An 11,984-nucleotide genomic window follows, 5' to 3' on the forward strand; every position below is an offset into this window, starting at 1 on the left:
TATTCAGTCAACGGCGTCCAGTGCGTCAACGACGCCGAACCCGTAGAACCCGTTGAACCGCTGGCCGCCCTCGCACTCCGCGTCCTGCTTGCCGTCGCCGTCCTGGTCGTACGACTCCGGGCAGCCCGGGTTGTCGGCCTGGGCCTTCAACAGCGCCCGCAGCAGCGCCGGAGTCGCCTTCGGATACCGGGACTTGAGCAGCGCGGCGACGCCGGCGGCGTGCGGCGAGGCCATCGACGTGCCCTGCAGCCAGCCGTACTCGCCGTTCGGCATGGTGGACAGGATGCGGCCGTTCTGTGACGGGGTGTCGGCCGGGGTCTGGAACTTCCGGTCACCGCCCGGTGCCGCGACGTCGACGACGCCGTAGCCGTAGGACGAGTAGTACGCCTTCTCGTTCTTGACGCCGGTCGCGCTCACCGTGACCACGCCCGGCAGCTGGGTCGGCACATCGAAGCACCTGTGCGGGTCGATCGTGCGGTTGAGCGGGGTGGAGTCGTCGGGGCTGGTCTCGTCGACGATGGAGTCGGCGTCCATGTCGTGGTTGGAGTTGCCCGCCGAGGCCAGGTTGAGCGTGCCCTTCTTCTGGGCGTACAGCTGGGCCCTGTTGACCGCGTTGACGATGGCCTTCTGGTCGGGGTCGTCCATGCAGTTGTACAGCCACGGGTCAACGTAATAGCTGTTGTTCGTGATCTCCACGCCGTGGTCGGCGGCGAACACGAAGGCACAGACGACGCTCTCCGGGTAGAAGAGGCCGTTCTTGGGGTCGCTCACCTTGATGCCCGCGACCTTCACACCCGGCGCCACCCCCGCGACGCCGATGCCGTTGCGGGCCGCGGCGATCTCGCCCGCGACATGCGTGCCGTGGTAGTCCTCGGTCGGGTTGTCCGGACGCCAGGCGCCGGTGCCGGTGTCCGGCACACCGCCGGCACAGTTCGCCGACTGGGACGCGGAGAAGTTCGGGGCCAGATCCGGATGGGTGTCGTCGACGCCGGTGTCGATGACGGCGACGGTGACCTTCGCACTGCCCGGGTTGATCTTGGCGGCCTTGTCGGCGCCGATCACCCTCAGGTCCCACTGGTCGGCCTCAAGGGGCTCGCTGTCGGCCGCCGCCTCGGACACTCGCGCGGTCTTGGTGGCCTGCTTCTTCGTGAGCAGTTGGACGGGGCCCTCGTCCGTCGTGCCGGCGGGGGTCAGCGGCGTCGTACGCGTCGCCCCCGCCGACTGGACGCCGCGCACCGTGCGCATCGTCTTCGCGAAGTCGGGGTTCGCCGAGTGGACGACGATCACGCCGATCCTCTCGTACGCGATCACGACCGTTCCGCCGGCCGTGGCTATGGCCCTCTTCACCGAGTCGATCGTGCGGTGGTCCGGCCGGGCGTTGACGACATACGCCAGAGCGGGCGCGTCCCCGGCCCGTGCGACGGGCTCGGCGGCCGGCGCGGCCGAGGCCGCCGACGGCAGCAGGCCGAGCGAGGCGGTCAGCGACAGAGCGAGGGGTACGGCGAGACCGAGCCCGCGTCTGAACCGCAGATGACCCATGGGATCTCCACATCATCCGGAACGAGCACCGCCCGAGCGTGGGTAGCGCGCGGGCAGGTACATGACGAGAGGTGCAGGGTGAAGCTATCCCTGAACCTCCCGGCCAGCAATCGCTGATCCGAGCGACTTCGGAAAGACGTCCGGGCAGTTGAACCGGTCCTCGCGTGGCGCCGTGACCTTGGACAGGAGGCGCGAGCACGATCGAGCCCCCTGTCGGATCACGCGCCGGGGCCCTAAGCTCGCCAGCCGGCTCAAGTGATCCACGTCACCACGAGGAACAGAGCCGTCATGCCCGTACCCGATCCGCCCCCGGCCTCCGATCCGTCCCCAACCCCCCAACCGTCCCCGTCCACCGTCGCAACAGCGCCCGCAACGCGAGGAGACTCCGTGGCTACCGACGCACCGCCCCCCTCGAAAGAGACACACAAACTCCCCAGCACCGAGGAGTTCACCGAGGTGCAGCAGAGTGCGGAGTTCGGTGAACTGCGCCGCTCCTACCGCTCCTTCGCCTTCCCGCTGACCGTCGCCTTCATCATCTGGTACCTGCTGTACGTCCTGCTCTCCAACTACGCGGGCGACTTCATGGGCACCAAGCTGTTCGGCAACATCAACATCGCGTTCGTCTTCGGTATCGCCCAGTTCCTCACCACGTTCCTCATCGCCTGGTGGTACTCGCGCCACGCCGGCGCGAAGCTCGACCCCAAGGCCGAGGCCATCAAGACCCGTATGGAGGGCGGCGCATGAGCCCCGCGATGACCCATGTGCAGCTCGCCGCCAACGAGGCCAGCGAGCACCGACCGCTGATCATCACCCTGTTCGCGTGCTTCGTGGTCGCGACCCTGTTCATCACCGTCTGGGCGGGCCGCCAGACCAAGGACGCCGCCGACTTCTACGCGGGCGGCCGCTCCTTCAGCGCCTTCCAGAACGGTCTCGCCGTCTCCGGCGACTACATGTCCGCCGCGTCCTTCCTCGGCATCGCGGGCGCCATCGCCCTCTTCGGCTACGACGGCTTCCTCTACTCCATCGGCTTCCTGGTCGCCTGGCTGGTCGCCCTCCTCCTGGTGGCCGAACCGCTCCGGAACTCCGGCCGCTACACGATGGGCGACGTCCTCGCGTACCGCATGCGCCAGCGCCCGGTGCGCACCGCCGCCGGCACCTCGACGATCGTCGTGTCGATCTTCTACCTGCTGGCCCAGATGGCGGGCGCGGGCGTCCTGGTCTCCCTGCTGCTCGGCATCACCACCGACGCCGGCAAGATCCTCATCGTCGCGCTCGTCGGCGTCCTGATGATCGTGTACGTGTCGATCGGCGGCATGAAGGGCACCACCTGGGTCCAGATGGTCAAGGCGGTCCTCCTCATCGGCGGCACGATCCTCATTACGTTCCTGGTGCTGCTGAAGTTCAACTTCAACATCTCCGACCTGCTGGGCAAGGCCGCCGAGAACAGCGGCAAGGGCGCCGCCTTCCTGGAGCCCGGCCTCCAGTACGGCGCCACCGGCACCTCCAAGCTGGACTTCATCTCCCTCGGCATCGCCCTGGTCCTCGGCACGGCCGGCCTGCCGCACATCCTGATCCGCTTCTACACGGTGCCCAACGCCAAGGCCGCCCGTAAGTCCGTGAACTGGGCCATCGGCATCATCGGCGGCTTCTACCTGATGACCATCGCCCTCGGCTTCGGCGCCGCGGCGCTGATCTCCCAGGACGAGATCATCGCCTCCAACCCGTCCGGCAACACGGCGGCACCACTGCTCGCCCTGCATCTCGGCGGCGTCGACTCGGCGTGGGGCGCGATCCTGCTCGCCACCATCTCGGCCGTCGCCTTCGCGACGATCCTCGCCGTGGTCGCCGGCCTGACCCTGGCCTCGTCCTCCTCCTTCGCCCACGACATCTACGCGAACGTGATCAAGAAGGGCCAGGCCACCGAGAAGGAGGAGATCCGGGCCGCCCGCCTCGCCACCATCGGCATCGGCGCCGTCTCCATCCTCCTCGGCGCCCTCGCCCGCGACCTCAACGTCGCCGGCCTGGTCGCCCTGGCCTTCGCGGTCGCGGCCTCGGCCAACCTGCCGACGATCCTCTACAGCCTGTTCTGGAAGCGATTCACCACCCAGGGCGCCCTCTGGTCGATCTACGGCGGCCTGATCGTCGCCGTCGGCCTGGTGCTGTTCTCGCCGGTCGTCTCCGGCGACCCGAAGGCGATGTTCCCGGACGTCGACTTCGCCTGGTTCCCGCTGAAGAACCCGGGCATCATCTCCATCCCGTTCGGCTTCCTCATGGGCTGGCTCGGCACGGTCCTGTCCAAGGAAGAGCCGGACGCCGGCAAGTACGCGGAGCTGGAGGTCCGGTCCCTGACCGGCACCGGCGCCCACTGAGCGGCACCCCCGAGCGGCCGCGTCGTAGATCCCTACGACGCGGCCGCGTCGTACGTCGTGGGATCGGGCTGGTGTCGCTGTCAGTGCGGTCACGTAGGCTCACAGGTGACGGAAGTTGAATCTGGTCGTGACGAGGGAGGGGGCCCAGTGCTCATCGACACCTACGGCCGTGTGGCCACCGACCTGAGGGTCTCGCTGACCGACCGCTGCAACCTGCGGTGCACGTACTGCATGCCCGAGGAAGGCCTGCAGTGGCTGGCCAAGCCCGACCTGCTCACGGACGACGAGATCGTCCGCCTGATCGACATCGCGGTGACCTCCCTCGGTATCGAGGAGGTCCGCTTCACCGGCGGCGAGCCCCTGCTGCGCCCCGGCCTGGTCGGCATAGTGGAGCGGGTCGGGGCCCTGGAGCCCCGCCCCCAGATGTCCCTGACGACGAACGGCATCGGCCTCAAGCGCACCGCGTCCGCCCTCAAGGCGGCGGGCCTGGACCGGGTCAACGTCTCCCTGGACACCCTGCGCCCGGACGTCTTCAAGACCCTCACCCGCCGTGACCGCCACAAGGACGTCATCGAGGGCCTGCACGCCGCCCGCGACGCCGGTCTGACCCCGGTCAAGGTCAACTCGGTCCTGATGCCGGGCCTGAACCACGACGAGGCCCCCGACCTCCTCGCCTGGGCCGTGGAGCACGACTACGAACTGCGCTTCATCGAGCAGATGCCCCTGGACGCCCAGCACGGCTGGAAGCGCGACGGCATGATCACCGCCGGGGACATCCTGACCTCCCTGCGTACCCGCTTCGAGCTGACCCCCGAGGGCGCGGAGAAGCGCGGCTCGGCCCCGGCGGAGCGCTGGCTGGTCGACGGCGGCCCGCATGTGGTCGGCGTGATCGCCTCCGTCACCCGCCCGTTCTGCTCCGCCTGCGACCGCACCCGTCTGACCGCCGACGGTCAGGTGCGCACCTGTCTGTTCGCCACGGAGGAGACGGACCTGCGCGCGGCCCTGCGCTCGGGCGCCCCGGACGAGGAGATCGCCCGCATCTGGCGGCTGGCGATGTGGGGCAAGAAGGCGGGAGCGGGACTGGACGACCCGTCGTTCGTCCAGCCGGACCGTCCGATGTCAGCCATCGGTGGCTGAGGAGCCGCCCCCGGAGTCCTCTTCCCACTCCTTCAACAGGACGACGTCCTTCAAAAAACCACGCACACCGAGGAACTGCGACAAATGCTCGCGATGCTCCTCACAAGCGAGCCATGTCTTGCGGCGCTCCGGTGTATGAATCTTCGGATTGTTCCACGCCAGCACCCACACGGCGTCGGCACGGCACCCCTTGGCGGAGCAGATCGGCGTCTCGTCACTCACAGATTCGTCTCACAGATTCGCGCACAAAAAGGCGACGCCGAGCAGCCACGGGGGGAGCTGCCCGGCGTCGGTCCGTCGCTCCGACGGGGGATGCGGAGCGCCTACGAAGTATGTCACGGGTAACCCGCCGCCCGGCACCGGAACAACACTATTGATCTGAGCTTTTCCTGAGCTTGGCGCGGACGCGCCTTCCGGAAGGCGCCGGTCCGCGAAATCACGCCCCGTCGCGGGGTTTGCTTTGTGCGCCCGGCGCGGAGTCGCCCGCGACATCTTCCGGGACGGATTCCGCGAAACCGTCATTCGTCCGCGACGGTGCGATCATCGGCCGCACATGCGCGGTCACGAACGTCGACGGCAGAGATGGCGCATTTTCCCGCCCCGCGTTGGCGATCACCACCGCGATATACGGCAGGACCGCACCGAGGACCAACGCCACGATCGCGACGTGCCGTTCGACGTTCCACAGGGTGGCCGCGAGAATCACCGACACCGTACGGACCGACATCGAGATGATGTACCGGCGCTGTCGCGCGCGCACATCATCGTGGAGACCCGCCCGGGCTCCGGTGATCCGGAACACCTCGCTGTGGCCGCTCGCGTGCAGCTTCCGCATCACATTCCACCATCCGCCCGCATCGGACTCGCCCCCCGGCCCGTCTCGTCTCCCACGGTACGCCTCGACTCCGCCGCCTACGAGACCGGGGCCCCTGTCACCTGGGGGAACGCGGTGGGCCGTAGCGCGTACGGCCGCACCCGGCATGCGGCGTACTCCCATCGGGCCAAGACTGGGCGTACTGCTCACCCCGAGCCGTACGAGGAGGCAGCCATGGGCTGGTTGTGGGCGATCATCGTCGGATTCGTGCTGGGCCTGATCGCGAAGGCCCTCATCCCGGGCAAGCAGCACAGCCCTCTCTGGCTGACCACCATCTTCGGCATGCTCGGCGCCATCGTCGGCAACGCCGTGGCCCGCGGATTCGGCGTCGACGAGACCAGGGGCATCGACTGGAGCCGGCACATCTTCCAGATCGTCGCCGCGGTGATCATCGTGTACGCGGGGGACATGCTGTACATGTCGACGCTGGGCAAGAGGAAACAGGAACGGGCGTAACCGAACCACGCCGTGAGACGGACGCCCCAAAGGGGCGCGGGGAACTGCGTGACCAGCCACGACGAAGCGGCAGCCCGCAGATCACCGCACCCCTACGGCGAACCCCGAAATCGCTAAACGCCCGTGACTTCTACAGCCGCCAGGTTCTTCTTCCCGCGCCGCAGCACCAGCCACCGCCCGTGCAGCAGATCCTCCTTCGCGGGCACGGCATCCTCCCCGGCGACCTTCACGTTGTTCACGTAGGCCCCGCCCTCTTTCACGGTCCGCCGCGCAGCCGACTTGCTGGCCACCAGCCCGACCTCGGCGAGGAGATCGACGACCGGGCCGAGCTGCTCGACCTGGATGTGCGGCACCTCGGACAGGGCCGCCGTCAGCGTCCGGTCGTCCAGCTCCGCCAGCTCGCCCTGCCCGAACAACGCCTTGGACGCGGCGATCACGGCAGCCGTCTGGTCGGCGCCGTGCACCAGCGTCGTCAGCTCCTCGGCCAGGGCCCGCTGCGCGGCCCGCGCCTGCGGACGCTCCTCCGTCTGCTTCTCCAGCTCCTCCAGCTCCGCACGGGACTTGAAGGACAGGATCCGCATGTACGACGAGATGTCCCGGTCGTCCGCGTTCAGCCAGAACTGGTAGAACGCGTACGGCGTCGTCATCTCCGCGTCGAGCCAGATGGCACCGCCCTCGGTCTTGCCGAACTTGGTGCCGTCCGCCTTGGTCATCAGCGGCGTCGCCAGCGCGTGCACATGGGCGTGCGGCTCCAGCCGGTGGATCAGGTCCAGACCCGCCGTGAGGTTGCCCCACTGGTCGCTGCCGCCCTGCTGGAGCGTGCACCCGTGCCGCCGGTACAGCTCCAGGAAGTCCATGCCCTGGAGCAGCTGGTAGCTGAACTCCGTGTAGCTGATGCCCTCCTCGGACTGGAGCCGGCGGGCCACCGAGTCCTTGGTCAGCATCTTGTTGACGCGGAAGTGCTTGCCGATGTCCCGCAGGAACTCGATGGCCGACAGGCCGGCCGTCCAGTCCAGGTTGTTCACCATCACCGCGGCGTTCTCGCCCTCGAAGGAGAGGAAGGGCTCGATCTGCGCGCGCAGACGGTTCACCCAGTTCGCGACCGTCTCCGGGTCGTTCAGCGTGCGCTCGGCCGTCGGGCGCGGGTCACCGATCTGGCCCGTGGCACCGCCGACCAGCGCCAGCGGGCGCAGGCCCGCCTGCTGGAGGCGGCGCATGGTGAGGACCTGCACCAGGTGACCGACGTGCAGGCTGGCCGCGGTCGGGTCGAAACCGCAATAGAACGTGACGGGACCGTCCGCGAGCGCCTTGCGCAATGCGTCCTCGTCAGTGGACAGGGCGATCACGCCGCGCCACTTCAGCTCGTCGACGATGTCCGTCACGGTTCTCGTGTCTCCTCGATGATCTTCGGCCAGCCGGATGACAGCCGACTGCAAACGCCTACGAGGTTATACGCCCTGACTGACAGAGCTCATGTTGAAATCGGGGACGCGCAGCGCCGGCATCGCCGCCCTGGTGAACCAGTCGCCCCACTCCCGGGGCAGGGTCTTCTCCGTACGCCCCGCCTCCGTCGCCCGCCCGAGCAGGCCCACCGGCGACTCGTTGAACCGGAAGTTGTTGACCTCGCCGGTCACCTCGCCGTTCTCGACGAGGTAGACGCCGTCCCGGGTCAGACCGGTGAGCAGCAGCGTCGCCGGGTCGACCTCGCGGATGTACCAGAGGCAGGTCAGCAGCAGCCCGCGCTCGGTGTTCGCGACCATCTCCTCCAGCGAGCGGTCCTCGCCCCCGTCCAGGATCAGGTTGTCGATGCCCGGAGCCACCGGGAGACCGGTCAGCCCGGCGCTGTGGCGGGTGGTCGTGAGGCGCTTCAGCTCGCCCTCGCGCATCCACTCGGTGGCCGTGAGCGGCAGCCCGTTGTCGAACACCGACTGGTCGCCACCGGAGGAGTGCGCGATCACGAAGGGCGCGGACTCCAGGCCCGGCTCGTTCGGGTCGCTGCGCAGGCTCAGCGGCAGCTCGCTCAGCTTCTCGCCGACCCGCGTCTTGCCGCCCGGCTTGGAGAACACCGTCCGGCCCTCCACCGCGTCCCGCCCCGACGCCGACCACATCTGGTAGATCAGCAGGTCGGCCACGGCCGTCGGCGGCAGCAGCGTCTCGTAGCGGCCCGCCGGCAGCTCCAGGCGCCGCTCGGCCCAGCCGAGGCGTACAGCCAGCTCGGCGTCGAGCACCGTGGGGTCCACGTCCTTGAAGTCCCGTGTGGAGCGGCCCGCCCACGCCGAGCGGGTGCGGTCCGGCGACTTGGCGTTCAGCTCCAGCGTCCCGTTGGGCTGGTCGTGCCGCAGCCGCAGCCCCGTGGACGTGCCCACGTACGTTGACACCAGCTCGTGGTTGGCGAAGCCGTACAGCTCCCGACCGCCCGCACGCGCGCGTGCGAACGCCTCGCCGAGCGCCGGGGCGAAGTCGGCGAACACGGTGGACGACGTCTCGGTCGGGGCGTCCGTGAAGTCCGGCGACGCCGGTGCGTCCGTCACCAGCGGCTGCGCGTCCTCGGCGGGCCCCGCGCCGCGCGCGGCGGCCTCTGCGGCCCGCACCAGCGGCTCCAGTTCGTCGGCAGTCACCGCGGAACGCGACACCACCCCGGAGGCCGTGCCCTCCTTGCCGTCGACCGTCGCGACGACGGTGAGCGTCCGCCCGCGCGTGACGCCGTTCGTGGTGAGGGCGTTGCCCGCCCAGCGCAGATTGGCGGTCGACTGCTCGTCAGCGATGACCACACACCCGTCCGCGCGGGACAGCTCCAGGGCCCGCTCGACGATCTCGTGCGGCTTGTTGGTACGGGCGCTCATCGACCGGCCTCCTGCGTGGTGTTCAGAATGTTGACGCCCTTGAAGAGGGCCGACGGGCAGCCGTGCGAGACCGCGGCGACCTGCCCCGGCTGAGCCTTGCCGCAGTTGAAGGCGCCGCCCAGCACGTAGGTCTGGGGACCGCCGACGGCCGCCATCGACCCCCAGAAGTCCGTGGTCGTCGCCTGGTAGGCCACGTCCCGCAGCTGACCGGTGATCCGCCCGTTCTCGATCTTGAAGAACCGCTGTCCGGTGAACTGGAAGTTCTCCGCAGGGTCAGGGGGCATACCTCTCTGATCGGCGTTTGTGCAGGTCAGGCGGTTATTCACGGTCTGCCCTCAATCCCTGTTCATACGGGTTGAAACCGGACGGTACGGGGTCTGGTGATGACTAGGTGTCGACCTCCGGGGCTGCTTCGGGACTGGCTGACGCGGGCCCTGGAGGCTGGCCCCAGATCGGATCAGAGACTACCCATCGGTTGCCCGGACGGGGATGCGAAATATTGCCCTGACCTGAGCTCTCGGCGGTCGTATGAGATCACCTCTCGGGGGAGTGACGGGCGCAGAAGGTCGCACGGACGGGCAGCGTGCGCCGTACGCTCGAATCATGAGTGCCGACATTGGCAAGCGGCTTCAGGAAGTGCGCAAGCGGCGCGGTATGACACAGCGTCAGCTTGCGAGCGAATCCGGCGTGTCCCTGTCCTTGATCCGTAAGTTGGAGCAAGGGGAGCGGGCAGACACGCGGCTGGAGACTGTGCGCCGACTGGCGCTGGCCCTGCGAGTACCGACGACGCACCTCATCGCTGGACATGAGGAGGAGCGACAGGCGGCGCCTGGGGCTGATGATCGTTGGGAGGCTGTCCGGCAGGCGCTTGTGGCTCCGGTGCGGTCCGACGCCGTAGCCGAAGAGCCGACTGTCGATGGCGTGCGAGACGCCGTGGAAGCGGCACTGCCGCTCTTCTCAGGTGATCGTTTCGCAGAGCTGAGCGTGATCCTTCCGCCCTTGCTGCGCGACGCTGATCTCGTGGCCGAGCATGGCCCAGAAGGGCGGGCCGTACGCGTCCGGCTCTCGCAGCTGACCGGCTGGCTGCTCACCCAGACTCGGCAGTTTGAGGCAGCCGACACCGCGCTCACGCGGTCCTTGGACGAATCCTCAGACCGGCTTCAGGCAGCGGCGACGGTGAACACGCAGTGCTGGCTATTGCTGCGGCGCGGTCGGCTGGCCGAGGCGCGAGAGCTGGCAACCCGGTGGGCGGATGAGGTCGAGCCGCGTATCTCTCGCGCAACTCCGGCCGAGCTGAGCGCGTGGGGCTGGCTGCTGCTGCGTGCCTCCGCCGCTGCGATCCGGGACAACCGGCCCGGGGAGGCCGAGGATGCCTTGCGCTACGCCAACTCGGCTGCGGTTGCGATGGGGCGGGAGTTCGCCCCCCGTGACGACTTCTTGCAGGCATTCGGGCCGGTCACGGTGGCTCTGAAGCGTGCCGAGAACGCGATGATCGTCGACAAGCCGGACCTCGTGCTCAAGCTCTCGGCGCGTATCCCGACCGGCGGCATGCGGCCCACGTCCAACAACCGGAACCGTCACCTGCTGGACGTGGCAGAGGCGCATGCGCGCTCGCGCGACTACGCGAAGACGGTGGAGGTCTTGCAGGGCATTCGGGCAGCGGCCCCTCAGTGGCTGCCCAACCAGCGGTACGCGCGGGACATCTTCGGTCGGGTCATCGCACGTCGGCGCACCCTCACGCCCGAGATGCGGAGGCTTGCGGACGCGATCGGCGTGCCGCTGTAACGCGGTGTGGCACTTCGGGCTGGCACCTCGCCAAAGTGCCATTGAGGTGTGTTCCTGCGGCTACGTAGCGTCATTGGCATGGCGACTCAAGGCAGAGCACCGGAGACAGCAACCCCTGAAGTCGGAACGGCGATGTACGACCCGGCGACCCGCAAGGTGGGGGAGTACCGGGACATAACCGGTCCGTACGCCGTGCTGCGTCCTGTGGGCGGTGGCCGTGAGTGGCAGGCAGACCCGGACCAGATCCGTGTGGCCACTCCTGCGCAGCGACTGAGCGCGGGAGTGAAGGCGGCAAACGTGCGATCGGGGCGGGGCCGGTGAGCGTGCGGTCGGTGATCAGTGAGGAGGCGTGGACGCTGGAGCCGGACCGTGAGCCGGACGCAGAGCCGACCGTCTACGTGATGGAGTGCGCGGTGTGCGGTGAGGCCTCGGACGGGAGTGAGGACTACTCGGAGGGGCAGAGTTGGGTGCTGAAGCACTGCGGCAAGAACCCGTCGCACCACACCTTCCGGGAGATCATCACCCGTCCGTGGCGTGCCTGGCGGCACACGTGATGCGCCGCGCGGTGGACTGGGTAGCCCGCTTCACGGGACCTCTGATGATCATCATGATCTCGGGTTCGTGCGGCTTCGTCCTGGGCGTGGCTGCCGCTTCCGGTTCCGCGCCATAGATCTCCCGTCCCCGCCGGACGTAGCTGAATCGAGGTGTTCCCCCCGCTCTGAAGAAGCTCTGGCGGGGGCGGGTCTTTGCCCTGGTAGTGGCGCGGTTTGGGCACGCCGCCGGCCGTAGAGGCTTTGGGCGGGAGCTGCCATGGGGCGAGTGAACAGGGGGCCTTACGCTGCCTTGCGGATCGGGCAGTCTTTGGGACCTGCCCGCAATAGCCCGATCGGCCCCCTGTTCTTAGAGGCTCGCCCCATGGTGGCTGCCTAAAGCCTCGTAGGCCGTCGGCCCCAGCCCAAGAGGGTTTGCGCCCGTACCTGC

Annotated in this window: 11 protein-coding genes and 1 pseudogene; 6 read left to right on the forward strand and 6 right to left on the reverse strand. The window is 68.6% G+C overall.

Translation table 11 applies throughout. The annotated features are described in order from the left end of the window. Positions 1-3: 3 nt before the first annotated feature. Positions 4-1,539, reverse strand: a complete 1,536-nt coding sequence (locus AQJ67_RS15645; protein WP_062719313.1) for a S8 family peptidase — start codon at positions 1,537-1,539, stop codon at positions 4-6. 387 nt (positions 1,540-1,926) lie between these two features. Here AQJ67_RS15645 and AQJ67_RS15650 point away from each other — a divergent pair, with 387 nt between their 5' ends. The 3 genes from AQJ67_RS15650 (at position 1,927) to moaA (ending at position 5,045) form a co-directional block, all read left to right on the forward strand. Next, complete coding sequence (locus AQJ67_RS15650; RefSeq protein WP_062719314.1) at positions 1,927-2,283, forward strand: DUF485 domain-containing protein; 357 nt, start codon at positions 1,927-1,929, stop codon at positions 2,281-2,283. Further along, positions 2,280-3,908: a solute symporter family protein gene (locus tag AQJ67_RS15655; RefSeq protein WP_062719315.1), complete on the forward strand. Its 1,629-nt coding sequence runs from the start codon at positions 2,280-2,282 to the stop codon at positions 3,906-3,908. The genes AQJ67_RS15650 and AQJ67_RS15655 overlap by 4 nt, the downstream gene beginning before the upstream one ends. Before the next feature lie 147 nt (positions 3,909-4,055). After that, entirely contained in the window at positions 4,056-5,045 is a 990-nt protein-coding gene (gene moaA / locus AQJ67_RS15660; protein ID WP_062719316.1) for a GTP 3',8-cyclase MoaA, read from the forward strand. On the opposite strand, the gene AQJ67_RS45105 is transcribed toward moaA, so the two are convergent. Next, positions 5,028-5,267 (reverse strand): hypothetical protein, encoded by a 240-nt coding sequence (locus AQJ67_RS45105; protein WP_079055972.1) that lies wholly within the window; start codon positions 5,265-5,267, stop codon positions 5,028-5,030. The genes moaA and AQJ67_RS45105 overlap by 18 nt on opposite strands. A 214-nt stretch (positions 5,268-5,481) precedes the next feature. Beyond that, the gene (locus tag AQJ67_RS15665) at positions 5,482-5,880 is read right to left on the reverse strand and encodes a DUF3099 domain-containing protein (protein ID WP_062719317.1); all 399 of its coding nucleotides are present in this window, start codon (positions 5,878-5,880) and stop codon (positions 5,482-5,484) included. 213 nt (positions 5,881-6,093) lie between these two features. Here AQJ67_RS15665 and AQJ67_RS15670 point away from each other — a divergent pair, with 213 nt between their 5' ends. After that, a complete protein-coding gene (locus AQJ67_RS15670; RefSeq protein WP_062719318.1) occupies positions 6,094-6,375 on the forward strand; it encodes a GlsB/YeaQ/YmgE family stress response membrane protein in 282 nt (93 codons plus the stop codon). Positions 6,376-6,488: 113 nt separating this feature from the next. Here AQJ67_RS15670 and tyrS read toward each other — a convergent pair whose 3' ends face one another. From tyrS to AQJ67_RS15685, 3 genes and pseudogenes are all read right to left on the reverse strand, one after another. Continuing rightward, a complete protein-coding gene (gene tyrS / locus AQJ67_RS15675) occupies positions 6,489-7,757 on the reverse strand; it encodes a tyrosine--tRNA ligase (protein WP_062719319.1) in 1,269 nt (422 codons plus the stop codon). A gap of 66 nt (positions 7,758-7,823) precedes the next feature. Then, the gene (locus AQJ67_RS15680) at positions 7,824-9,218 is read right to left on the reverse strand and encodes a metallopeptidase TldD-related protein (RefSeq protein WP_062719320.1); all 1,395 of its coding nucleotides are present in this window, start codon (positions 9,216-9,218) and stop codon (positions 7,824-7,826) included. Further along, a pseudogene (locus AQJ67_RS15685) lies at positions 9,215-9,481 on the reverse strand (metallopeptidase TldD-related protein); the annotation flags it as partial. The pseudogene AQJ67_RS15685 and the gene AQJ67_RS15680, both read right to left, overlap by 4 nt. 340 nt (positions 9,482-9,821) lie before the next feature. Here AQJ67_RS15685 and AQJ67_RS15690 point away from each other — a divergent pair. Further along, positions 9,822-11,003, forward strand: a complete 1,182-nt coding sequence (locus AQJ67_RS15690; protein WP_062719386.1) for a helix-turn-helix domain-containing protein — start codon at positions 9,822-9,824, stop codon at positions 11,001-11,003. Positions 11,004-11,335: 332 nt separating this feature from the next. Continuing rightward, entirely contained in the window at positions 11,336-11,557 is a 222-nt protein-coding gene (locus tag AQJ67_RS15695) for a DUF7848 domain-containing protein (RefSeq protein ID WP_244190462.1), read from the forward strand. Positions 11,558-11,984 lie beyond the last annotated feature (427 nt).

Origin of the sequence: Streptomyces caeruleatus, assembly GCF_001514235.1 — a bacterium.
Taxonomy (GTDB): Bacteria; Actinomycetota; Actinomycetes; order Streptomycetales; family Streptomycetaceae; genus Streptomyces; species Streptomyces caeruleatus.